The organism is Streptomyces polyasparticus (assembly GCF_014493765.1).
Lineage (GTDB): Bacteria > Actinomycetota > Actinomycetes > Streptomycetales > Streptomycetaceae > Streptomyces > Streptomyces polyasparticus.
The window spans coordinates 102,531-125,321 of sequence record NZ_JACTVJ010000030.1; the positions used below are offsets into that span (position 1 = coordinate 102,531).

The following is a 22,791-nucleotide window of genomic DNA, read 5'->3' on the forward strand; positions in this document are numbered from 1 at the left end:
GACGTCACACACGGGCGACGAGCAGTCACCGGACAGCTCTCCCTCGGACAGACCGGGCCGACGTCCGCCAGCGGTCAGGTCAGCGCAGCCACTGGTCCTGGTCGGCAGGGCGGTACAGCGTGACCGCCTTCGGCAGCTTGTCCAGGATCAGGCGCCGGTAGGTCGACTCGGTCACCTCTCCGTCGTACGCGAAGTGCGGTTCGCCTTCGCGGACTTCCAGCTCCAGACGGCGTACCTGGGCGGTCCTGAGGACCCGGGAGTTGTGCAGCGTTCCGGTCAGGACGGCGAGCAGCAGACGGGTGCGGGCCAGTGGGGTGCCGGCCTCCACCGCGCGGACGTCGAGCAGCCCGTCGTCGAGCTGGGTGCGGTAGGTGGGAGCGAAACCAGCCGGGTGGTAGACACCATTGCCGGCGAAGAGCAGCCAGATGCGCCGGGGCCTGCCGTTGATGACCACGGAGAGCGGTGTGCCGGTCGCGAGCACCTTGACCAGGCCCACGGTCAGCGCGGGCCACTTGCCGATCCGGCGTTCCAGTCGTTCTCTGGCATGCACGAGTTCGGAGTACACGCCGATGCTGAAGGTGTTGAGAAACAGTTGCTGCTCGCCAGGCGCGGAGCCTGCGGCTTCGGTGGTGGAGGACGTTGCTCGGCCCACGTCGGCGACGACGGCGTCTCCCGCGTGGATCGCGCGGGCGACGTCCTCCAGGGTCTGATTGCCCAGGTCCACCGCGAAGTGGTTGAAGGTGCCGCCGGGAAAGACGGCGAGGGGCACACGATGACGGACTGCCGTCGCACTGCCCGTGTTGACCGTGCCGTCGCCGCCGCACACCCCCAGCGCCCCGTTCTCCTCGACAGCGCGGCGGGCAGCGGCGTCCAGCAGAGCCACCAGGTCGTCTCCCGGTTCGAAGACGGTGAGTTCGGCTTCGGGAAGAAGCTCCTTCAGCGCCTCGGCGGTGTCCTGGGTCCATGAGGTTCCGGAGGAGGGATTGACCACCACATGCAGACCCTTGCCACCCGCAAGCACGGGTGCCGGCCTGCGCGGAGGCGCGGCAGCCGCGGCGGCCTCGGGCTTGACGGGCCACCACCGGCAAGTGAGCAACGCGGCGCCCACCCCTATGGCCAGTCCGGTCGCCACCCGTGCCCGATGCACGGGCCCGGTACGGCCTCGTACAGCAGCGAGCCCCGCGGCGAACGGGAGTGCCACCAGGCCGTATCGCGGCGACTCAAGAGCGACGCCGGACGCGAAAGCGGCGGCCGGCGCCAGCGGGCTGGATGGCAGGGACGCAGTGCCTGGGCGCGGGAACAGGGCCGGGAACGCGTCACGCACAGGCCTGGCGTTGCGAGCGGCAGGTTTGACCATGGCGTGATGGAGCGCAGACACGATCGCCACGGAACCGATGCCTCGCAGCGCGGCCCTGCGGCCGCTCCTGCCGCCGGCCATGCCCAGTGCGGCCGCGGCGCCGAGCCATACCGCGTCGTGGCCGGCGATCGCGCGCAGCGTCTGCGCCGCCGAGCTCGGTCGCATGCCTTGCTTTGCGGTGAGGGGCCTCCACGGCCTACGCGCCGTCCCCGGTATCCCCCACAGTCGTCCGGACTGGCTCATGCGCTCGCCACACCCCTGCGTTTCGAGAATCAACGACGCGCGACCGGAACGGACCACGGCATCGCCTCACCTTAGCGTCGCCCCGATCGCCCTCGGTCGGCACCGGCAGCGGCGCTGCCGGACGGACATCCGCGGGCGGATCGACCATCGGTTCGGGTAGGGGCCTCGCGTCGGCCTGCCGTTGCTGCCGAGGTTCGAAGGCGGGTCCTTGAGGTTCAAGCGCACCGACCCCTGTCGCAGCAGGCGATCGGACGGGCGGGGAACAATCGGCCGGCCACCGTCCCGCCTGAGTACCGGGTGCGGGTACGGCGCCTCCGCGAGCCCCGTAGACTCACCTGAGCCCGACGCCCAGCGCGCCGGGCTCAGGTATGTGAGACGAAGAACGGAAACTGCAGTGAGCGCCAGCACCGATGCCCCGATCTACGACGAACTCGTCAAGGAGCTCGGAGACGTCCCCGGCGACGTGCGGTCGGCGGCCGAGAAGGAGCTGAACAGGCTCCAGAACGTCTTCGGCCTTCAGCACCCTCGCAAGGCATAGGGCGCTCTCGTCGCTTCGCGTGATGCCACCGTCGTAGAACGTGGCGCACACACTCCCGGCACGGCGGGCCGGGCCGCGGTAGGCGACGGCGAGGCACCTCCTCCGTAGCGGCTTCGGTCGTCAGATACGCCAGGACCGGAGTTGTTCGGCCGCCGCGTACAGGTCGACCCCACCGCTATGGATCTTGCGGACGAGGCCGGACAACCCCCCGTACGGCGGATCGATCGCCTCGCCGCACTGCCCCATGTACTGGGCCGCGACGATCGCTGCGAACAGCGAGTTGCGGTACGGCAGCGGCTCGAGGCGGACGACGGTGTGCAGCAGCGCGGCCGCGCGCCAGGCAGTGTCCGGGTCGGCGGCCGCGAGGGTCGGCAGCTTCGTCCTGTGCCGGGCGACCGCGGCGACCAGCGCCGAGTAGTCGGCGACGGACACGTCTTCGGGGACCGCCTGCTCCTGGACGTCCAGAAGCCAGGCGACGTCGATGTAGAGGATCATCAGGCCGCGTCGCGCTCGCCTACGCGCCCTGCGGCAAGACCGCACCTGACAAGGACGGCAGCGCCTGGAACGCCACCGCCGACGGCGGCAACATGCGTTCCGGCTCCAGCACCGGCTGCGGGATCAACGGATTCGCCGGGTCATCCGACAAAATGGACTATCACTGCTACACAGTCGGCGCCTGGAGCGGCGACAGCGCCATGCACTGGACCTATGCACGCAACGTCCGCACCGGCGTCGCGGGATGGATGCGCACTGACACCCTGGACGACTTCGGATCCGATGTGTGGTGCGGCTTCTGACGAACGCGCAGCAGACAGGTCAACGCGGCCCCGGGTTCCCGGGGCCGCTTCCGTCAGCCGGCCCAGGGCCATCGCACAGTCGTCGCACATTCCGGCCGGGACGGATCCGCGCAGGCCACAGACGGCGCACGCTCGGTTCCCTGGGCGCAGCAGTGCAGGGAGGGACAACGCGGATCGTGGTCGGGAAGCCGCGAGCCGGATAGGCAAGCGCCGTCAAGTGTCACGGCCCGTGCACGATCTCAAGATCACACGTCACTCAGACGTATGGGACACATTAACCGGCCCCATGCAAGGGGCAGTTCTGATCGTGGGTCATCGGGTGACGCAGCTCCGGTGATGGAGTCCGGCACCGGCGTGAGTGTGGCAGCGGTCATCGCGGTCTACACCGCCACCCAGTCACTGGGGGCCACGGCCATCTCGGCGGCGCTCACCTATCTGCTGCTGCGCCCCTTCCGCAAGGGACGCCGATGACGGGACGCTCAAGGCCATCAGCGCGCTGGGAGGAATCCGAACAGCGGCGCTGTACGAGCAGCAGAAGGGACGTTCCGTGCGATGCCCCGCTCTGACGACGAGTTCGATGCCTTCGTCCGGAAGGATCACGCGGCGCTCGTCTTTCACCTCGTGGTGCTCGGATTCCCTCAGCAGCTCGCCCAGGACGCGGCGCAGGAAGCTGTGACCATGTTGTTCCTCGAGTGGAGCGCGGTCGACCATCCGAGGGCCTGGGTACGCGTGGCGGGGGTCGTGCTGGACCAGAGGAACGGCAAGGTCGTCTGGTCCTACCGGCTCGCTCCCGCGCCTCACCCCGAAGCGCCCATCTCGTCGGAGAGCGACCCTCACGGTTTCGTCCTCCCCGGCTTCGCGACGGCCAGGTCCCGGCTCCTCGTGCCCGGTGCGGAAGGCACGCTGATCGGGTTCGCCAAGAAGTCCGGTTAGCAGCGACGGGACAGGGCGGGTGAACAGGGCGCGCCGCCGGGTGCGCGATCGCGCGCCCGGCGCAGTCATTGGCCCCTCGCCACGCCGGATGGCGGGGTGAGGGGCCCAGCATGTGATCGCTCAATTCCGAGGCTGCGCCAGGCACTGCTTGATCACTAGGCGCGCGGTCCGGCGTCGGTGGAGCGGACGCCCTGGGCGTACATCTCCTCTTCCTTGTCGATCGCGCACTTGTACTTGGACGGCTGGTTCAGCGCGACCTTGGCGACGTCGGGGATGTTGTTGCAGGCCACGAACTTCGGGGTGTAGTTGCCGTACAGCAGCTTGGCGACGCCGACCTTGGTCAGCAGGCCCGTGTCCGGAACCGCCTGGAAGGAAGTGGAGCCGGGCATCCAGCCCTCGCCGCCGAAGGTGACGGTCCAGGTGACCTTCTCGCCCTCATAGGTGGCGGTGCAGGTCACCCGCTCACCGTTCTTCGCCTTCACGTCCTTCGGGCACGTCGCCGTCGACTTCCCCGGCGCGTGCGCCATGGCGAGCGTCTTCTTCTCGATCTCGTAGGCGAGCTGGTCGGAGGCCGGTGCGTCGGATGCGGGCTCGGCGGTGGCCGGCTTCGCCTCCCAGGCCTTCTGCGCCGGCGTCGGCGCGGACAACTTCTGCGGCAGTACCTTCTGGCCCTCCGCGGCCTTGCCCGAAGAAGCCGACGGCTTCTCCGAGTCCGACGAGCAGCCCACCAGAGCCGCCCCGAGGACGACAGCGACCAGAACCCCGTTCACACCACGCACGCGCACAACTCTCCAGACGACCTACGGATCTTTACCGCGGCAAGGATGCGTTGCATCCGCCACGCCACGGTGATCCAACACTTCCACAGGCAGGAAAATCACGGACACCTGGGGCCGCGCCTGCAAACACGGCCGGCCTGCGCGTATCACTGTCAGCGCGACACGGAGCAGGCTTCTCCAGGCGCACGATGGTGATTCCCCGCCTCGTAGAGAGCGAGCATGCTGGTCGTTGCGGCGGCGGGCGTCGTCCGCTTCGAACAGGCTGCCCACGGGGAGCAGGAGCCCGGCTCAACGTCCCGTGGGCGACCGCTTCATGACCGCGGGTGCGCTGCTCGCCGACGAGGTTGCGGGCCAGGGGTTCGGCCATGTCCGAGCAGCCGGGGATCCGCGTGGCTTCGGGCCTACGTGCCGAGGGCGCGGGCGAGGAGGTCACGCCGGTTGTGGGTGCCGGTCTTCGCGAACACGGACTTCAGGTGGTCCTGGACCGTGTGTTCGGAGACGTACATGTCACGGGCGACGCTGCGGCTGTCCGCGCCCTTGGCGAGGAGGCCGAGCAGTTCGGTCTCGCGGGCGCTCAGGGCGTGGGCCCGGCAGAAGACGGACAGCCGTTCGGCCGGTGAGGACTCCTCGATGGTGACGGCGACGGCGCCTTCCATGCGTGCGGCCCGCAGCGTCAGCCAGAGCCCGTCGGCGAGATGTACCCGCGCCCACGGCGGATGGCCGTCGGCGCCGGCCTCCGTGGCCAGGAGCTGGGCGGCGACGTTGTAGGCGCCGGCGGGCACGGGCGGACGGCCGTGCTCCGGCGGGACGAGGACGCGCAGATAGGCGTGGGTGCCGGGGGTCTGGCCGACGACTTCCATGTCGGGCGACAGCACCAGCACGAGGGGTTCGGGGCGGGGATCGTGGGACGGCCGTACGACGAAGGTGGCGGCCTGGCTGCGGCGCAGTGCGGTGGTGATGGGCGCGGCGAGGTCCGCGAGGCGGGCCGCCTCCTGCGCGGTGAAATCGCGGTCGCGCCGCCACAGGTCGAGGAAGCCCCAGGTGCCGTGGCGGTCCCGGAACACCGTCGAGGCGATGTCGCGGATGCCGTGGTGGCGCAGCAGGTCGCTCCAGAGCGGGCTCACCGTGCGGTCGGGGAGGTCGCTGAGCAGGGCGACGTCCTCGATTCCGGTCCAACGGTTCGCCCGGGTCAGGTACTTGAGGCGGATCACCCGGGGCAGCTCCCGCCGTACCGGGACGTCGGCGATCGGGGCGCAGCCGACCTGGGTCTCCGGGTCGGTGAGGAGGAATGCGTACGCGTCGAAGCCGATCGCCGCACGCAGCTCGTCGAGGAGCCGCAGGCGCAGTTCCCGGGCGTCGCCGCCCGCCTCGCACAGCCGCACGATGCGGTCCCGTCCGGACATGCGCCGAGCGTATCCCCCACGTTTCTGGGATGTACGCGGGCGCGCGGCCCGGCGCAGCCTGGTGGCGGAGACCAAGGAGGAATCATGCCGACCCTGCACATCGAGCACCCGATCACCGACTTCGCCACCTGGAAGGCGGCCTTCGACGGCTTTGCCGCCGCGCGCGCCGACGCCGGTGTACGGCGTCATCGCGTCCAGCGGCCCGTCGACGACCCCGCGTACATCGTCGTGGACCTGGATTTCGACGAGGTGGCCGACGCCGAGCGGTTCCTGGGATTCCTGCGGTCACGCGTGTGGGCGTCGCCCGAGAACGCGCCGGCGCTGGCCGGGACACCTCGGACGCGGATCCTGGAGACCGCCGAGGAGTATCAGGGCGGTGAGACCTCGGCGTCGACGTAGCCGCCGGTCGGTCCGTCGGGGCCGGTCTGCGCCATGCGGACGACCGTCTCGGCGCCCTGCTCGACGGTCTGGGTGTCGGTGCGTCCGGTGAGGAGCCTGGGTTCAGGCGGGGTGATCCGCTCACCACCGTCAGCCGCGACCCGACGGGGCGGGCCGGCTCGTGGCACCGCTTTGCGGAGAAGCGGCAGCGGCCATAAGCGGGGTGACGGTGCTGGAGCCGCCGGCCGCGCGAGCCCCGGACTTCGCCGGCCGCGCGAGTGCCACGCTCGTCAAGGTGAGGGCGAGGCCGAGGAGTTGGCGGACGGTCAGGGTTTCGTGGGCGAGCGCCGTTCCCAGGAGGACGCCGGTGACCGGGTTGAGGAGGCCGACGAGTCCCACGGTGGCAGCGGGGAGCCGTCGCAGCCCGGCGAACCAGGCGACGAAGGCCAGTGCTGTTCCGACGAGGGTGATGTAGGCGAACGCGGCGAGGGCGGGGCCGTCCAGGGCCGGGGGCGATCCCTCGACGGCCGCGGCGGCCGCGAGCAGGACCAGGCCGCCGACCGTGAGCTGCCACGAGGTGGAGGCCAGGGTGTCGGTGCCGTCGTTCCAGCGTTTGGCGAGGAGGTAGCCGACGCAGGACATGGCCAGCGCGCACGCCGATGCCAGCACTCCGACGGGGTCGATCGAGGCGCTTGCGGTCAGCAGCATCAGACATACCCCGGCCACGCCGGTGACGGCCGCGGCCAGCTGTCGCGTCCGGGGCCGCTCCCCTACCAGTGGCCAGGCGAGCAGCATCATGACCAGCGGGGCCGCGGCCATCACGGTGGAGGCCACGCTGGCCGGCAGTCGTTGGGCGGCGAGGTAGACGAGCGCGAAGAAGCCGCCCATGTTCAGGACGCCGAGGACCAGGGACTTCCACCACCAGGACCCGCTCGGCAGGGTCCGGCTCAGGGCGAGCAGCAGCAGCCCGGCGGGCAGGGCCCGGATGGCCGCCCCGTACAGGGGTCGGTCGGGTGGCAGGAACGCGCCCGTGACGTAGTAGGTCGTGCCCCAGGTCACCGGTGCTACTGCCGTGACCAGCAACCATCGCGTTATACCTTCCATGGAAGATATAATAGCTTTCTTGGAAGGTATAGTGTCGAGCGTGACGAACGAGCGCACGAAAGACGCCGCGGAACGCGGCACGAGGGCCGGCGCGCAGGACGATGTGCGCCCGCTGGATCACGTGGCCCGTATCCAGGCCGAGTGGGCACGGGAGCGGCCCGATCTGGATGTCTCGCCGCAGGCGGTCATCGGCCGGCTGCACCGCCTGGGCGCGCTGCTGACCCAGCGGCTGTGTGTCGTCTACGGGCAGTACGGGCTGAGCGAGGGCGAGTTCGACGTGCTGGCCACGCTGCGGCGGGCGGGCGCTCCGTACGAACGGGCGCCCGGCGAGCTTGCGGCGCACACCATGGTGACCACCGGGGCGATGACCAAGCGCGTCGACCGCCTGGAGCACAACGGCCTGGTCACCAGGCGCCGTTCGGACGGCGACGGCCGCGGCCGCGTGGTGGCGCTCACGCCCGCCGGGCGCAAGCTGATCGATCGCGCCTTCACCGACCACATGCGCAACGAACGCGCCCTCCTCGACGCCGTGTCCCCGCAGGAGGCCGCACAGCTGGAGGTCCTGCTCACGGCGTGGCTCGACCGCCTGGAGCAACCGGACGCCGAGTGAAACGCCCCGCCCGCCGGCATCATTGCGGCCTCATGAACAACTCCCCTACTTCCTTGGGGAGTTGAAGCAGCCCGGCCTAGCTTCACGGCATGCCACGATCCACACGCATACACCTGCGCCTGCGCCTCGCCCTGGCAATGGCCGCCCTGGCCTCCCCCGCCCTGACGCTCGGCGCCCCCGTGGCCCCCGCGTACGCCGAGGACATTCCCAAGGCGCCGGGCCACCGGCTGGTCGACGACTATGCGGGCGGACCCGCGGCGGCCGCCCCGCTGCCCGGCCAGGCACCTCCGCAGCACCCGCATCTCGCGCCGAACGGGCGCAGCGGTATGCACGCCGACGCGGCCGGAAGCGGAACGTATCCCTGGAGCGGTCCGCTCGGCGAGCAGCCCGCCGTCTCCAGCGAGAAGATGGCGGCCCTCGGTGGCGAGTGCGCCACCGTCACCTTCGACTCGGCCGGCCGGATCGTCACCGTGTGCGGCACGTTCGAGGGCTTCCTGGTCAAGGTGCTCGACCCCGAATCGTTGGACACGCTCGCCGAGTACAAGCTGCCGCAGCGGCCCTCCACGGTGGAGGCGATCACCCGGCTCGACTTCTCCCGGATCTTCAAGGACACCTCGGGCGGCGCCTACTCCTACCTCGACGATCAGGACTGTCTCGTCCTGGCCGACTCACGCCAGCACATCGTCCGCCTCGCGCACGTACAGAAGGCGGACGGCACCTGGGAGTTCAGGGTCGATGCGGACTGGGATCTGACCGGTCACGTTCCGCACGACTGTGTCAGCTGGACCAACCTGTATCCGAGCGGTGAGTGCGATCCCGTCACCTCCGTGATGCCCGACTGGCAGGGCCGCATCTGGTGGGTGACCCGTCAGGGACGCATCGGCACCGTCGATCCGGTCACGGGCACGATCCGCTCGATCCGGCTGGCAGGCGAGGAGATCCAGAACTCCTTCTCGGTCGCCGAGGACGGCGTCTCCATCGTCACCGACCCTGCCCTCTACAGCTTCCGTACGGCGCCGGACGGCACCCCGCGATCGCTGTGGCAGCAGACGTACGACCGGGGTACGGGCACCAAGCCCGGCTCGGTGAACCAGGGTTCGGGCACGACGCCGGATCTCTTCGGCGCGCACGGCGAGCGCTATGTCGCCATCACCGACAATGCCGACGACTGGATGAACGTCCTCGGCTACCGCCGCGACCCCGGCGTCCCCGACGCGCAGCGTCTCGTCTGCAAGGTCCCCGTCTTCGGCTCCGGCGCATCGACCACCGACAACTCCCTGATCAGCTGGGGCAACAGCCTGGTCGTGGAGAACAACTACGGCTACGAGAACGTCACTTCGCTGACGTTCGGCCGCAGCGTGGTCGGCGGCGCCGCCCGGATCGACGTCCGCCCGGACGGCAGCGGCTGTGACACGGTCTGGGAGAGCGAGGTCCGCTCACCGTCCACGGTCCCCGAACTGTCCACGGCCAACGGCCTCCTCTACTTCTACGAGAAGGACCCCAGCGCGCTGGGCATCGACGCCTGGTACCTGACCGCGGTGGACTTCCGTACGGGAGAGCGCCGCTGGAAGAAGCTGGTCGGCACTGGCATCGCCTACGACAACAACTGGGCGCCGGTGACGCTCGGTCCGGACGGCACGGCGTATGTGGGCGTCTTCAACGACCTCGTGGCAGTACGGGACGCTCCGTAGCGGGCTGCGAACTTCCGCTATCCGTCTCGCGCCGACCGCGATCGCGGACAGCCCCAGGTCATCCCTCAGCGTCCGGCTCGACCGGACGGACGTACCAGTGAGAGGAGGCCTCCCCTGGGGCATCAGCAGCACCACGCGGCAGATCGGAAGGCGGTGAGGGGCGCAACCGTCCACGGGTCCGGACGCAGTCACCGTCGCGAACGGGGCATCCTTGAAGGGTTGTTGACGCCGTGACCGCACGGGCTGTGCGGGCTCTTTGTCGGCGGGCGGGACCGTGTGCTGCCCGCCGAGGTGAGGGGTGGCGCCGGGTGTGGCTCTCCGGCGCTCTTGCCAGCAAGGGCGTCAGCCGATTCAATCGCGGTCACCTCCCACAGGAGAACTTCCGTTCCATTCACCTCATCGAGGGGCTTGTTCTCTTGAGACGTACCAGCAGCAATCGAATAGCCGCCGTACTGACGGCCGGCGCGGCGGCAGCGTGCTCCGCCCTGCTCGCCGTCACGCCCGCTGCCGCGATCAACTCCTACAACGCCACCCCGGCGCCCGAGCGCACCGAAGTCGGTGCGCTCGTCGCCACTTGGGACAACGACGCGGATCCGGCCACCCCGGACCGGGTCGACTGGGTGTGTTCGGGCACGATGGTCGACGCCGACACCTTCCTGACCGCCGCGCACTGCACCACCGACTGGCCGGCCAACGTACGGTTCTACGTCTCCCTCGACCAGGACGTGCAGGGCGGGCTGGACGCGGCGGCGAAGCGGTTCCCCGGGAATCCGGCCGCGCAGGCCGCAGCGGTCGGTGTGGGCGGGGAAGCGGTCAATCACCCCGGCTACCCGGGTCCGGCGTCTGACACCCACGACATCTCCGTCGTGGAGCTGCCCGCGGCCGCCGTCGCGTCCCGGTGGAGCTTCACCCCCGCGAAACTGCCCACTGCCGGGCAACTCGGCGACGCCGCGCCGCAAGGCCTGCAGTCCACCGACTTCACCGTCGCCGGATACGGCACCCAGGAGGCCGCGCGAGGACCCGGCGGCCACACGCACCCCGGTGGCGGCGTGCGCATGAAGGCGCCTGTCACCTTCAACGCCCTCAACAATGCCTGGCTCCGCCTGTCCATGACCGCGCCTCAGGGCAACGGCGGCGCCTGCTACGGCGACTCCGGCGGCCCCAACTTCGCCATGCTCGACGGCACACGCACGCTCGTCGCCACCACCATCACCGGCGACACCCCGTGTTACGCCACGAACGTCACGTACCGCCTGGACACCTCTGGCGCCCGGGCCTTCCTCGCCCCGTACGTGCGGCTGCCCTGAGCACTGAGCACCTCACGAATCGACATGGGGATGCGTGGACGCGCCACGGAGTCGGTGAGACTCGGTGGCGCGTCTCCATGCACGGTTCGTTCCTTGACTTACGGCAGGGTCCATTTCTGGTTGGGGCCGGTGTGGCAGGTCCACAGGTGGACCGGGGTGCTGTCGTTCCACGTGCCGCCGGACGCGTCCAGGCACTTGCCGGACTGCGGGTTGCGGACCGTGCCGTCCGACTGCGGCGCCCACTTCTGCGCACCCGAGCCGTTGCACGTGTACAGCTGGATCTTCGTGCCGTCCGCGCTGCCGCCACCCGAGACATCAAGGCACTTGCCCAGCGCCCTGAACGTCTGATCGGCTGCACCGACCGTCCACTGCTGGGCCGCCGAGCTGTTGCACGTATAGATCTGGATCTGCGTGCCGTCCGCGCTCGCCCCGCTGCGCACGTCCAGGCACTTGCCGTTCACGCCCTTCACCGCACCCGTACGGGGTGTCGGGTCGGGGGCGCCTGTCTGTTTGATGCGGATGTTGCGGAAGGCGACGTCGTCGCCGGTGCCGTGGTTCTGCAGGCCGATGTGGCCCTGTTTGAGGCTGCGGGCGGGGTCGGTGTTGGTGAAGTCGTTGATCTTCCGGCCGTTGAGGAAGATCTCGAGGCGTTCGCCGGTGACGCGGAGCTCGTAGGTGTTCCACTCCCCCGGCGGGTTCAGGGCCGCATCGCGTGCCGCGAGGTCGGCCGACTTGAAGCCGTAGACCGATCCGGTGGTGCGGTCCGCGGTGTCCGTGGCGTCGATCTGGATCTCGTAGCCGTTGTTCACCGCCGACCAGGGGTCGTCGGAGGCCGGGAAGCCCACGAACACACCGGAGTTGTCGTCGCCGGCCATGCGCCAGTCGAGCTTGAGGGAGTAGTCGCCGGTGAACTCCTTCGCGTTGTACCAGAGCATGCCGAGGCCGTCGTACGAGGTGAGTGTGGCGTCGGACAGGGTGAAGCCGCCGGGGCCCGCCTGTTTCCAGCCGGTGGTCGACGAGCCGTTGAACAGTGAGGTGTAGCCGGTCTCGGGCCGGCAGTCCGCCTCGGTCATGCCGGCGGCCCAGCGGATGCCGCCGAGGAGGTGGCGGGTGAACGCCGTCTCCGTGTACGAGCCTTCGGTGTGGCCGCCGCCGGTGTAGAACGCGCGGCCGCCCTGGTAGTCCTTGCACCAGGCGATCGGGTGGTCGCCGGACATGCTGCCACCGGAGTAGCTGGACTCGTCGAGCGAGGCCAGGACGTGGGCCGAAGTCCGGGGGTTGGTGCGGTAGTTGTACCACTCGTCGGTGCGCTGCCAGGTCGTCGGCAGATGGGCCGTGGCGTCGTGCGCCCGGTCCTCGACCTTGACCGTGGCCTGCTGGATGGCCGGATGCGACTGGAACAGGGCGCCGGCGAGGCCTCCGTAGAAGGGCCAGTCGTACTCGGTGTCGGCGGCGGCGTGGATGCCGACATAACCGCCGCCGCCCTTGATGTACGTCTCGAACGCGGTCTGTTGGGCGCTGTCGAGGACGTCGCCGGTCGTGGAGAGGAACACGACCGCCTTGTACTGGGCGAGGTTGCCGGTGGTGAAGGCCGCGGCGTTCTCGGTGGCGTCCACGGTGAAGTTGTTCGCCGTGCCGAGTGAGCGCAGCGCCGTGATGCCCTCGTCGATCGAGGAGTGCCGGAATCCCGCCGTCTTGGAGAAGACGAGCACCTTGTACGCCGGGTCCGCGACGGCCATGCGCGCCTGCTGCTTGCCGGTCGGCGCCGTCCCTGGTGTGGGCTGGGCGACGGCCTGCGGGCTCAGGAGCAGTGCGGTGCCCGCGCACAGACCGAGCAGAGTCCTCAGTCCGGGGCGCGTGAAGAGTTTCGTACGCATGATGCGATCCACCTCCATCCCGCTACGGCAGGGTCCACTTCTGGTTGGCTTCGGCATGGCAGGTCCACAGATGGACCGGGGTGCTGTCGTTCCACGTACCGCCGGAGGCGTCCAGGCACTTGCCGGACTGCGGGTTGCGGACCGTGCCGTCCGACTGCGGCGCCCACTTCTGCGCACCGGAGCCGTTGCACGTGTACAGCTGGATCTTCGTGCCGTCCGCGCTGCCGCCACCCGAGACATCAAGGCACTTGCCCAGCGCCCTGAACGTCTGATCGGCTGCACCGACCGTCCACTGCTGGGCCGCCGAGCTGTTGCACGTATAGATCTGGATCTGCGTGCCGTCGGCGCTCGCCCCGCTGCGCACGTCCAGGCACTTGCCATTGACGCCCTTCACCGCGCCCGTACGGGCGGTGGGTGTGCCGGTGGTGAAGGAGAACTCGTCGACGTCGAACAGTGAGCCTGTCCCGCCCTTGAAGACGAGGTAGAGGGTGGTCGACGCGGCGGGCTGGTTGGTCAGGTTGGCCGTGACGTTCTGGAAGGTTTCCCAGCCGCCGGTGACCGGCACGGTCGCGGTGCCGAGCAGGGTGCCGGTGGCCGATCCCGCGCGGATCTCGATGGTGCCGCCGGTGCCGCCCGAGGAGACCCGTGCGGTGAACTTGGTGGCATTGCCGAGCGCGTACGGGGTGAAGGCGATCCAGTCGCCGTTCTCGATGTAGCCGACGGTCTTGCCGCCGTGCGCCGGGGTGTGGCTGACGACCTGGACGCCCGATGAGGTCGAGTAGTGCTCGCCCTGGCGGTGGGTGGGCTGGACGACGTGCTGGTCGTGGGTGGTGAGCGCGGGCTGGCCGTTCGCGCCCTTGTCGGTGTACTCGGCGTCGATGACGCCGAAGATGTTGGCGTTCGGGTCGTGTTCGCCGTCGGCGAGGGTCTGCAGGGTGCCGGTGCAGCCGGTGGCCGAGGTCTGCGGGTGGCCGTGGCTGTCGTGGCCGACGATGAAGTTGACCTTGACCTTGGAGCAGTCGATCGTGCCGTCCTCGGGGTCGGTCACCGTCACCTTGAACGGTATGGCCGCGCCGAAGTCGTATATCGCGCCGTCGAGCGGCAGGTCGACGCGGACCGTGGGCGCCGTGTTGCCGACGGTGATCTGCACGGATGCGGTCGCCGACTTGCCGGTCGAGTCCGTGACCTTCAGCGTCGCCGTGTACTGGCCGTTGGCCGTGTACGTGTGCGCGGGGTTGGCGGCGGTGGACGTGCCGCCGTCGCCGAAGGTCCAGGCGTAGGTGAGGGCGTCGCCGTCCGCGTCGGAGGTGCCGGCGGAGGAGAAGGTCACCGCGAGCGGCGCCTTGCCCGAGGTGACGTTCGCCTTGGCCTGGGCCACGGGGGCATGGCCGCCGGTGACGTGCTCGATGCGGTACAGGGCGGAGTTGGCGTCGCCGTTGAAGTAGCCGGTGCCGTAGTCGAGGACGTAGAGCGCGCCGTCCGGTCCGAAGGCCATGTCCATCACCTGCGTGCCGGCCCAGGGGAAGGCGTTGATGGACTGCACGGTGCCGTCGCCGGCCTGCACGATCCGCTTGATCCAGCGGCGGCCGAACTCGCCGGCGAAGAAGTTCCCGTCGTAGGACTGCGGGAACTTGACGTCCGAGGTGGAGGCGGCGTCGTAGCGGTAGACGGGGCCGCCCATCGGTGACTCGGAGCCGGAGCCGAACTCGGGCACCGAACCGCCGTCGTACGGGATCCAGGCGGCCTGCGCGGGCGGCAGGTCGGTGAGGCCGGTGTTGCGCGGGGAGGTGTTCTTCGGTGCGGCGCAGTCGAACTTGGCGCCGGAGGTGCTGGTGGCGAAGTTGTAGTCGACGTATGCGTCGTTCTTGCCGGTGCAGTACGGCCAGCCGAAGTTGCCCGCTTTGGTGACCCGGGCGAACTCCACCTGTCCGGCGGGGCCGCGGGTGGCGCTGGCGGTGCCGGCGTCGGGGCCGTAGTCCCCGACGTACACGATGCCGGTGGCCTTGTCGACGCTCATCCGGAACGGGTTGCGGAAGCCCATGGCGTAGATCTCGGGCCGGGTCTTCGCGGTGCCCGGGGCGAACAGGTTCCCGGTCGGCGTGGAGTACGTGCCGTCCGCGTTGACCTTGATACGCAGGATCTTGCCGCGCAGGTCGTTGGTGTTGCCGGCGCTGCGCTGGGCGTCGTAGGCGGGGTTGCGGGAGGCGCGCTCGTCGATCGGGGTGTAGCCGTCCGAGGCGAACGGGTTGGTGTCGTCGCCGGTCGACAGATAGAGGTTGCCGGCCTGGTCGAAGTCGATGTCGCCGCCGACGTGGCAGCAGATGCCGCGCGAGGCGGGCACGTCGAGGATCTTCTTCTCGCTGGCGAGGTCGAGGGTGCCGTCCTGCTTGAGGACGAACCGCGACAGCCGGTTCACGCCGTCGAACGGGGCGAAGTCCGCGGCCGCGCCGTCGGCGGGGGCGTCGCCCGTGGGGGTGCTCAACTTCGGTGCGTAGTACAGGAACACGAACCGGTTGGAGGCGAAGCCCGGGTCGACGCCGACGCCTTGCAGGCCTTCCTCGTCGTGGCTGTAGACCTCGAGCTTGCCGGCCACCTTGGTGGTGCCGGCGGCGTCGGTCAGCCGCAGCGTGCCGTCGCGCGAGGTGTGCAGCACCGAGCGGTCCGGCAGCACGGCCATGGTCATGGGCTCGCCGGTCTCGGCGACGCCCTTGGCCAGCGTGACCTGCTGGAACTCCTCGGCCGCCGCGGCCTGTTGGGGATCCGCTGAGGCCGCGGCCTGTTGGGAGTCCTCTGCGGCCACTGCGACCGGGCTCAGAGAGCCGGCCGCGAGCAGGACCGGCGCGAACAGCGCCAGCAGGCGGCGGGATCTGATATGTCTCGGGGCTCTCTTGGATCTGGACGTGCGTGTGCGCACGGGTGCCTCCCGTTGGGGGGTGAATGCCTGAACAGGACGGGCAAGGGAGAGCTGGGCGCGCGCCGTCGCGCCATATGGCCCGGCACTCCAGGGAGTTGACCGGACCATTTCAGGAAGTTAGCGGCCTTGGTCCGATCCGGGAAGCCCTTCGGCGCGCATGCTCATTTCTTTCTCCACGGCCAGGACAAAGGCCGTCGTCGGTGCCGGGAGGCAGGGCGTGCCCGGTGCCGCTTCGGACACGGACTCCGTAAGGTCGGTGCCGTACGCGGGATTGCCGAAGCCCTGGTTCGGGCGCCGAGGAGACGTCGATGCTGGACCGGGATGCGCTGCGTTCCGCGCGCCTGGCCGGCTACGGGACCGTGAGCACTCAGCTCTCCTTGTTGAGCAACCACCGGCTCGGGGACGTCGTGGCAGCCGCTGCCCCGCTCGGGGCGGGCATCGGCGGCAGGTCGGCAGAGCTGGACGTCAACGGAACGCGCGTCTTCGTCAAGCGGATCCCTTTGACGGACATCGAATTGCGCCCGGGGAACGTGCGGTCGACGGCGAATATCTTCGGACTGCCGATGTTCTACCAGTACGGTGTGGGCTCGGCCGGGTTCGGTGCCTGGCGGGAGCTTGCCGTGCACACCATGACCACGAACTGGGTTCTCGGCGACGAGTATGCGGGATTCCCCCTCATGTACCACTGGCGGATTCTGCCTGACTCCCCTCCCGAGGGATTCACCGACGAGTTCGGGGGCCTGGAGGGGGCTGTCGCTCACTGGGATGGATCAGCCGCCGTTCGTGAGCGGCTGGAGGCCATCGGCCAGTCCTCGTACAGCCTGGTGGTCTTCCTGGAGCACGTGCCGCACACACTCGCCGGATGGCTGGCCGACCACGGCAACACCGCCGTGTCGGAAGGCGGGGACGGCTCGCCCCTCCAGAGGGTGGAGAAAGCCCTGATGGACGGAGCTGCCTTCATGCGTTCTCGCGGACTTGTCCACTTCGATGCTCACTTCGACAACATCCTGACCGATGGCCGCCGGCTCTATTTCGCCGACTTCGGACTTGCCCTGAGTTCCCGCTTCGACCTTTCGTCAGGCGAGTCCGGCTTTCTCTGGGACCACCTCGCGTACGACCGCTGCTACACCGCGAGCCACCTGCTCCGGTACCACTTGCTCGACGGCGTGCGCGGTGACACGGAACGGAAAGCCTTCCTGCACGACTGGATCTCGGGCCGGCGACCTGGCGACGTCCCACCTGCGATCACGGCCATCATCGACCGGCACGCACGCCCTACCGTCGTCGTGGACTCCTTCTTCCACCGTCTGCTCACCGAGAGCAAACAGACGCCGTTCCCGGCCGCGGAGATCGAGCAGCTGCTGGGCGCCCGCACCATGACCCCCAGCTGAACGCACACAACCTCGTCCTCAGGAAGCGTCCAGACCTCGATCAGGTCCTCCGGCTCCCACTCCTGCCGCACCGATGGCTCCGCGCCCAACCAACTGGATCTCCACGTCGTGGCGACCACCCGCCCCACTCGATCACCCCCCTCGTATCCAGGAAAGGGCACCCGAATGCCCTACAAGGTGATTCCGGCCGGGCATGACCGGTGTGAGGTAGGGCACGCGGATTGACGAAGCACAGCTCGCATCGTCAGAACACCCGAGGAAAGGCACTGTCATGCACCGGCGTTTCCAGCGCGGCAGCGGATCGTCCGACACCAACGGACCGCCCGCCACCCCGGCTGAGGCACGCGCGCGTGTCCGGCGGCTGCTCTCTCCGCGGTTCGGCTCCGACAGCCGGGAGATCGCCCGGGATCCCCGTGTCGCGGACATCCTTCTGGTCACGTCCGAACTGTGCAGCAACGCGCTGACGCACGGAGGCGGCATCGCGGCCTTCGGCATCAGTGTCGAGGAGGACGAGGTGACCCTGGACGTGGCCGACCACTCCTTCCACCTGCCGGCCGAACGGGCCGACGCCACCGACTTGGGGACACCCGGCGGATACGGGTGGAAAGTCGTCGAGCGGCTGAGCAGTGAGGTAAGCGTCACCCTCTGCTCGGACGGCAAGGTCGTCAGCGCCCGGGTCCCGTTGCCGCCGCGCCACGAACCCACCCTCGCGGCGACGGCCTGAGGCGGCGGACATCGGCGTATTCCGGGCGGACTTTCAGCGTTGCCCGAGCCTCCCGCACACCTCCCGAGTCACGTGAGACGTCACGCATCGCACACCGATCCCTCGGTCCGGTGACCACACGAACTCCCGTACGCCTCAAAATTTCACGGGCGTCCAGGTATCACCCCGCGTGAAGGGGGTACACGGCGAGCCGAACTCTGCCGCGGTGGTGATCGCGCCGGATGTGAACCAGGACCGCCCAGGTCGGCTTGCCTTGTCAGCCTCCTTGACCGGCTCACTGGACACGTCCGCCGTGCATCGCGGCGGAGGAACCATTGTCGAGCGCGAGAGGTGCTAGTGAGTCCGCGGGAAGATGCCACCCGGGAGCGTCTGCATGACGCTCTCAGGGAACGTCACGAAGAGATCGCCGACCGATGGGTACGACTGCAGCTGGAGCAGACCGACGCCGCCGAGCTGGACGAGGGCCAGCTGCGCACCGAGGCCGCTCAGCTGCTTTCGGCGCTCATGGACGGCCTGTCCGGCGACACGCCCGTCCGCCGTCTGGTCGCCTCGCACCGCGATCTGCGTGCCTGCGTCATGGAGTTGTCGCTGCACCGGGCCCGCGCCGGCGCCTCCCCCACCGACACATCCCTCGCCGTGCTCTGCCTCAAGGAAGCCCTCCTTGAGGCGATGCAGTACACCACACGGGACACGGCGGAGCTGTTCGCCGCCGCGGTACTGATCAACCGGCTGCTCGACGCTGCCGGTGCGCTGTCCTTCGAGACCTACGTCGAAGGCCGCGAGGAGATCATCCGGCGCCAGAGCCGCCAGCTGCTCGAAGTCTCCACCCCCGTCGTCCAGTTGTGGCGCCATGTGCTCGCCGTGCCTCTGATCGGCACGCTGGACACCGCGCGCACCCAGGTCGTGATGGAGAGCGTGCTGCAGGCCATCCAGGAGCACGAGGCCCAAGTGGCCATCATCGACATCACCGGCGTTCCCGCCGTGGACACGGCCGTCGCCCAGCATCTGATGCACACCGTCAACGCCGTACGACTGATGGGAGCCGACTGTGTCATCAGCGGTATCCGCCCGCCGATCGCACAGACCATCGCCCAGCTCGGCATCGATCTGTCGACCATCCTGACCAAGGCCACCCTCGCCGACGCCCTTGCCGCGGCCATCCGGCTCACGGACGAGCCGACGCTCGGACCGGGCTCGGAGATCACGGCGGCCGCACGGTGAACGCCCCGCGGCCTTCGGCCGTGCCCATCCTGCGGCTAGGCGACGTCCTGGTGACCGGGCTCCTCAACGAGCTCGACGACACCTCGGCGCTGATGTTCACCGACGAGCTGACCGAGCGGATCGTCGCCGACGGCGCGCGCGGCGTCCTCATCGACGTCTCGCGCCTGGACCTGATCGACTCGTTCGTCGCCCGTACGCTCACCGAACTCGCGACCATGGCACGTCTGCTGGGAGCCAGAGTGATCGTCGCGGGTATGCGGCCCGCCGTGGCGATCACGCTGGTCGAACTCGGGCTGCAGCTCAGGGGCGTGGAGACCGCCCTCAACGCGGAACAGGGCATGCACGCCCTGGGGTGGCAGCAGGCGCCAGGGTCATCGAGAGGCGACTCCTATGACGCTCTACGATGAGGGCTACGCCCGGGGCGCACAGCAAGCCGACGGCCCACTGCGGCCCGTAGGCCTGGATGTGGCGCCCGGCGCAGCGACGACCCATGCGGTGATGAGCGAGCAGGACCTGCTGACAGTCCGGCACGCGGTGCGGTCGGCCACGGTCGAGGCCGGGTTCGCCCTGGTGGACCAGACCCGCATCGTGACCGCGGCCAGCGAGCTCGCCCGCAACGCCTATGTGCACGGCGGCGGCGGCTCGTTGACGATCGAGGTGCTCGGACACGGCGCACGCGCGGGCGTCCGCCTGATCGTGCGGGACAACGGCCCCGGCATCCCCGACCTCGAAAAGGCCCTGACCGACGGCTGGACCACGGGCGCCGGACTCGGCCACGGCCTGGGCGGGGCGCGTCGCCTCATGCACGAGTTCGACGTGGACACGGTCGTCGGCCAAGGCACCACCGTGACGGCGATTCGCTGGAACAACCGGTGACCGCGATGACGGCGCACGGCCTGGCAGCCACGCTCGTACGGATGGACCATTACAGCGCCGTCCATCTGGCCGCCAACGCCGCACGCGCCACCGCTCAGTCCTGCGGTCTGAGCGGTGCGCTGCCCGAGCGTGCCGCGGTCCTTGCCAGTGAACTGGCCAGCAACGTGGTCAAGCACGCCAAGAACGGCGCCCTCTACATCCAGAAACCACCGGACGGAACCGGCGTCCAGGTCATCGCCGTCGACCACGGCCCCGGAATGGCCGACCCCGCCCTGTGCATGGCCGACGGCTACACCAGCACCAACTCGCTCGGTTCGGGTCTCGGTGCCGTACAGCGGATGGCCAGCGAGCTGACCATCCGCTCCCGCCCCGGCGCCGGCACCCTGGTCTGCGCACGCCTGTCCGTTCCCGGCAGCACGCCGGTCACCACGGAGCCCGCCCTCGGCACCCTGCTGCTCACGGCCGAGGGCGAGCAGGAGTGCGGCGACGGCTGGGCCGTGCAACGCAACCACGACAGCCGTACGTTCGCCGTGATCGACGGACTGGGCCACGGCAAGGCCGCCTCCGACGCGTCCCGTACAGCCGTCCAGGCCTTCCTCGACGCGGGCGACGCACCGCTCCTCGAACTGCTCGACTGCCTGCACAAAGCACTGCGGCGCACCCGCGGTGCGGCGGTCGCCCTGCTCAGGCTGCGCCCCGGCAGCGTCGAGCACTGCGGCGTGGGCAATGTCCGCGCCGCACTGACCACACCGGACGGAACGGTGCGGCGGATGTCGCCCCGCCCCGGTGTGGTGGGCTGGAACCTTCCCGCCCCGCACGTCGAGCGGATGACGGCACCGGCGGGAAGTTCCGTGGTCGCGCACACCGACGGCATAGACGATGCCTGGGCACGGCAGCCGACCCCGGCCCTGCTGCGCCTGCCCGCACCGCTGCTCGCCGCGGCCCTCGCCCACAGCCACCGTCTGTCACGGGACGACGCCACCATCCTCGTCTCCGGCACCACCAGGGGGACCTGATGATCACTCACGGCACCACGCACCACTCCCTGCCGGGGCTGCGTGCCGCCTTGCGCCGACTCGCCCACCAGTGGCACCTGCCCGCCGAGCTGAGGGCCCGGCTCACCCTGTCCGTATCCACCGTGGCGGCGGCGGAGCTCAACGCGGGCCGCCTCGTCACCCTGCACGTGGCCCCCGAACCGGCACCGGACGGACGCCCACCAGAGCTGACCGTACGGCTGCGCACTCCGCTCACCCCGTCGGGCGTTCCCGCACCGCCCAACCTTCCGCTGCCGGCCGAACAGCTGCCGGGCGCCGTGACCCTGTGGCGCCTGCCGACGCAGGCGCACGCCCCCATGGTGGAGAGTTCCGCCGGTCAGCTGGACCTGCTCGAAGAGGAGTTGCGAGCAGCCGTCGAGCGGGCCGACGCGCTCGCCGCCGAACAGGAGCGGCTGACCCGCGAGTTGAACGAGACCAACAGCGGAGTGCTCGCCCTCTACGTCCAGTTGGAGGAGCGCGACGAACAGCTGCGCCGCGCCCACGGCCGGACCCTGCGCGAACTCGAGGACGCGCTACGGCCCCCGCCGGTCCGGATCCCGGGCCTGGAGATGGCCGTGCACTACGCCCCCGCCGATATCCACGCGCCGACCGGCGGCGATCTGTACGACTGGTTCCAACTGCCCGACGGCAGCGTCCACATCACCCTCGTCGACGCACTCGGCCACGGCGTGACCAGCACCCGCAGCGCCCTCAACGTGACCCACGCCGTCCGCACCCTCGCCCTCGAGGGACACCCGCTCGACTCGATCGTCGCCCGCACCGACGAGATCCTGCTGCCTTTCGACGCCGAGCTGATGTCGACGGTGCTGCTCGTACGCCTCGATCCCACGACCGGGCGGCTCTCCGTGGCCAACGGAAGCCACCCACCGCCGCTCCTCGTACGCAACGACGGCACCTCCACCCTGGTGGAGGTGCGCGGTCGCGGCATCGGCTACCCGATGCCCGGCAGCGACGCCGTACGGCATGAAACCCTTGCCCCTGGTGACCTGTTGGTCCTCTACACCGACGGTCTGACCGAGAGCCGTCGCAACCCGATCGAGGGCGAGGCCCGGCTCACCGCCGCCGCGACCCGGCTGCGCCATCACCCCATAGAGGAGATTCCCGGCGCGCTGGCGGCAGAGCTCCACACCCAGATCCTGCACCCCGACGACACCGTCGCCCTGGCGGTGCGCCGCACCACGCCGACCCAAGGTGGAACACCGTGACCCCCACCAGCCACCTCAGGGTGGCGCACCGCGCATGCCGCGGTGGCACCGTCCTGACCATCGCCGGAGAGCTCGACTACGACGCCACGCCCACCGTCCGCAAGGAGTTGGAGAGCCTGCACCTGGAGACCGGCGACCTGCTGGTCCTCGACCTGTCGCATGTGTCCTTCTGCGACTCCAGCGGAATCACCCAGCTCATCGCCGCCCGCAACACGGCGCTCGGCCGCCGAGCGGGAATCGCCCTCTGCGGCGTGACTCCCACCGTCGCCAGAGTCCTGAACATAACGGGCCTCACCGCCGTGCTCCCGTCGCACGACTCCCCCGACGAGGCGTTCACGGCCGCGAAAGCCCGGGGAACGAGCTCCGTGACGGATCACGACTAGGCGCC

22 protein-coding genes and 1 pseudogene are annotated in these 22,791 nt (G+C 69.7%); 15 read left to right on the plus strand and 8 right to left on the minus strand.

Translation table 11 applies throughout. The features are described 5' to 3' along the window. Positions 1–79: 79 nt before the first annotated feature. Positions 80–1,522: a diacylglycerol/lipid kinase family protein gene (locus H9Y04_RS41010; RefSeq protein ID WP_236072055.1), complete on the minus strand. Its 1,443-nt coding sequence runs from the start codon at positions 1,520–1,522 to the stop codon at positions 80–82. Between the two features lie 472 nt (positions 1,523–1,994). On the opposite strand from H9Y04_RS41010, the gene H9Y04_RS41015 reads away from it, so the two are divergent. After that, positions 1,995–2,138, plus strand: coding sequence for a hypothetical protein (locus H9Y04_RS41015; protein WP_187819393.1), 144 nt, complete (start codon positions 1,995–1,997; stop codon positions 2,136–2,138). A gap of 120 nt (positions 2,139–2,258) precedes the next feature. On the opposite strand, the gene H9Y04_RS41020 is transcribed toward H9Y04_RS41015, so the two are convergent. Continuing rightward, positions 2,259–2,633: a toxin Doc gene (locus H9Y04_RS41020; protein ID WP_187819349.1), complete on the minus strand. Its 375-nt coding sequence runs from the start codon at positions 2,631–2,633 to the stop codon at positions 2,259–2,261. A 92-nt stretch (positions 2,634–2,725) separates the two neighbouring features. Here H9Y04_RS41020 and H9Y04_RS41025 point away from each other — a divergent pair, with 92 nt between their 5' ends. Both H9Y04_RS41025 and H9Y04_RS41030 read left to right on the plus strand, forming a co-directional pair. Further along, the gene (locus tag H9Y04_RS41025; RefSeq protein WP_187819350.1) at positions 2,726–2,935 is read left to right on the plus strand and encodes a hypothetical protein; all 210 of its coding nucleotides are present in this window, start codon (positions 2,726–2,728) and stop codon (positions 2,933–2,935) included. A gap of 552 nt (positions 2,936–3,487) precedes the next feature. Then, positions 3,488–3,868 carry a SigE family RNA polymerase sigma factor gene (locus H9Y04_RS41030; RefSeq protein ID WP_187819351.1) on the plus strand — a complete coding sequence of 127 codons (381 nt, stop codon included), beginning with the start codon at positions 3,488–3,490 and terminating at the stop codon, positions 3,866–3,868. A 155-nt stretch (positions 3,869–4,023) separates the two neighbouring features. Here H9Y04_RS41030 and H9Y04_RS48025 read toward each other — a convergent pair whose 3' ends face one another. Both H9Y04_RS48025 and H9Y04_RS41040 read right to left on the minus strand, forming a co-directional pair. Next, positions 4,024–4,647: a DUF4333 domain-containing protein gene (locus tag H9Y04_RS48025; RefSeq protein ID WP_187819352.1), complete on the minus strand. Its 624-nt coding sequence runs from the start codon at positions 4,645–4,647 to the stop codon at positions 4,024–4,026. A gap of 401 nt (positions 4,648–5,048) precedes the next feature. Next, a complete protein-coding gene (locus tag H9Y04_RS41040; protein WP_187819353.1) occupies positions 5,049–6,050 on the minus strand; it encodes a helix-turn-helix transcriptional regulator in 1,002 nt (333 codons plus the stop codon). An 84-nt stretch (positions 6,051–6,134) separates the two neighbouring features. Here H9Y04_RS41040 and H9Y04_RS41045 point away from each other — a divergent pair, with 84 nt between their 5' ends. Next, positions 6,135–6,449: a hypothetical protein gene (locus tag H9Y04_RS41045; protein ID WP_187819354.1), complete on the plus strand. Its 315-nt coding sequence runs from the start codon at positions 6,135–6,137 to the stop codon at positions 6,447–6,449. Here H9Y04_RS41045 and H9Y04_RS48720 read toward each other — a convergent pair. Together H9Y04_RS48720 and H9Y04_RS41050 are read right to left on the minus strand one after the other, a co-directional pair. Next, positions 6,419–6,532: pseudogene (locus H9Y04_RS48720) on the minus strand (short-chain dehydrogenase); the annotation flags it as partial. The gene H9Y04_RS41045 and the pseudogene H9Y04_RS48720 sit on opposite strands and share 31 nt — an antisense overlap. A 46-nt stretch (positions 6,533–6,578) precedes the next feature. After that, complete coding sequence (locus H9Y04_RS41050) at positions 6,579–7,532, minus strand: EamA family transporter (protein WP_187819355.1); 954 nt, start codon at positions 7,530–7,532, stop codon at positions 6,579–6,581. A 121-nt stretch (positions 7,533–7,653) separates the two neighbouring features. Between H9Y04_RS41050 and H9Y04_RS41055 the strand changes: the two genes are divergently transcribed. The 3 genes from H9Y04_RS41055 (at position 7,654) to H9Y04_RS41065 (ending at position 11,140) form a co-directional block, all read left to right on the plus strand. Further along, positions 7,654–8,142, plus strand: a complete 489-nt coding sequence (locus tag H9Y04_RS41055) for a MarR family winged helix-turn-helix transcriptional regulator (protein ID WP_308801916.1) — start codon at positions 7,654–7,656, stop codon at positions 8,140–8,142. Positions 8,143–8,231: 89 nt separating this feature from the next. Beyond that, positions 8,232–9,833 (plus strand): PQQ-binding-like beta-propeller repeat protein, encoded by a 1,602-nt coding sequence (locus H9Y04_RS41060; protein WP_187819357.1) that lies wholly within the window; start codon positions 8,232–8,234, stop codon positions 9,831–9,833. Between the two features lie 416 nt (positions 9,834–10,249). After that, complete coding sequence (locus H9Y04_RS41065) at positions 10,250–11,140, plus strand: trypsin-like serine protease (protein ID WP_214662158.1); 891 nt, start codon at positions 10,250–10,252, stop codon at positions 11,138–11,140. A gap of 98 nt (positions 11,141–11,238) precedes the next feature. Here the strand turns inward: H9Y04_RS41065 and H9Y04_RS41070 are convergent, their stop codons facing one another. Together H9Y04_RS41070 and H9Y04_RS41075 are read right to left on the minus strand one after the other, a co-directional pair. Beyond that, positions 11,239–13,017, minus strand: coding sequence for a ThuA domain-containing protein (locus tag H9Y04_RS41070; protein ID WP_187819358.1), 1,779 nt, complete (start codon positions 13,015–13,017; stop codon positions 11,239–11,241). 22 nt (positions 13,018–13,039) lie between these two features. Beyond that, positions 13,040–15,931 (minus strand): PQQ-dependent sugar dehydrogenase, encoded by a 2,892-nt coding sequence (locus tag H9Y04_RS41075; protein ID WP_438818215.1) that lies wholly within the window; start codon positions 15,929–15,931, stop codon positions 13,040–13,042. A gap of 308 nt (positions 15,932–16,239) precedes the next feature. On the opposite strand from H9Y04_RS41075, the gene H9Y04_RS41080 reads away from it, so the two are divergent. From H9Y04_RS41080 to H9Y04_RS41115, 8 genes are all read left to right on the plus strand, one after another. Further along, a complete protein-coding gene (locus H9Y04_RS41080) occupies positions 16,240–17,322 on the plus strand; it encodes a protein kinase family protein (protein WP_187819359.1) in 1,083 nt (360 codons plus the stop codon). Positions 17,323–17,593: 271 nt separating this feature from the next. After that, the gene (locus tag H9Y04_RS41085) at positions 17,594–18,046 is read left to right on the plus strand and encodes an ATP-binding protein (RefSeq protein ID WP_187819360.1); all 453 of its coding nucleotides are present in this window, start codon (positions 17,594–17,596) and stop codon (positions 18,044–18,046) included. Positions 18,047–18,382: 336 nt separating this feature from the next. Further along, positions 18,383–19,267, plus strand: coding sequence for an STAS domain-containing protein (locus tag H9Y04_RS41090; RefSeq protein WP_187819361.1), 885 nt, complete (start codon positions 18,383–18,385; stop codon positions 19,265–19,267). Next, entirely contained in the window at positions 19,264–19,674 is a 411-nt protein-coding gene (locus H9Y04_RS41095) for an STAS domain-containing protein (protein WP_187819362.1), read from the plus strand. The genes H9Y04_RS41090 and H9Y04_RS41095 overlap by 4 nt, the downstream gene beginning before the upstream one ends. Before the next feature lie 91 nt (positions 19,675–19,765). Further along, a complete protein-coding gene (locus tag H9Y04_RS41100) occupies positions 19,766–20,143 on the plus strand; it encodes an anti-sigma regulatory factor (RefSeq protein WP_236072074.1) in 378 nt (125 codons plus the stop codon). Positions 20,144–20,148: 5 nt separating this feature from the next. After that, positions 20,149–21,159, plus strand: coding sequence for an ATP-binding protein (locus H9Y04_RS41105; protein WP_187819387.1), 1,011 nt, complete (start codon positions 20,149–20,151; stop codon positions 21,157–21,159). Further along, a complete protein-coding gene (locus tag H9Y04_RS41110) occupies positions 21,159–22,403 on the plus strand; it encodes a PP2C family protein-serine/threonine phosphatase (protein WP_187819364.1) in 1,245 nt (414 codons plus the stop codon). Before H9Y04_RS41105 ends, H9Y04_RS41110 begins: the two co-directional genes overlap by 1 nt. Continuing rightward, the gene (locus H9Y04_RS41115) at positions 22,400–22,786 is read left to right on the plus strand and encodes an STAS domain-containing protein (protein ID WP_308801911.1); all 387 of its coding nucleotides are present in this window, start codon (positions 22,400–22,402) and stop codon (positions 22,784–22,786) included. The genes H9Y04_RS41110 and H9Y04_RS41115 overlap by 4 nt, the downstream gene beginning before the upstream one ends. Positions 22,787–22,791: the final 5 nt, after the last annotated feature.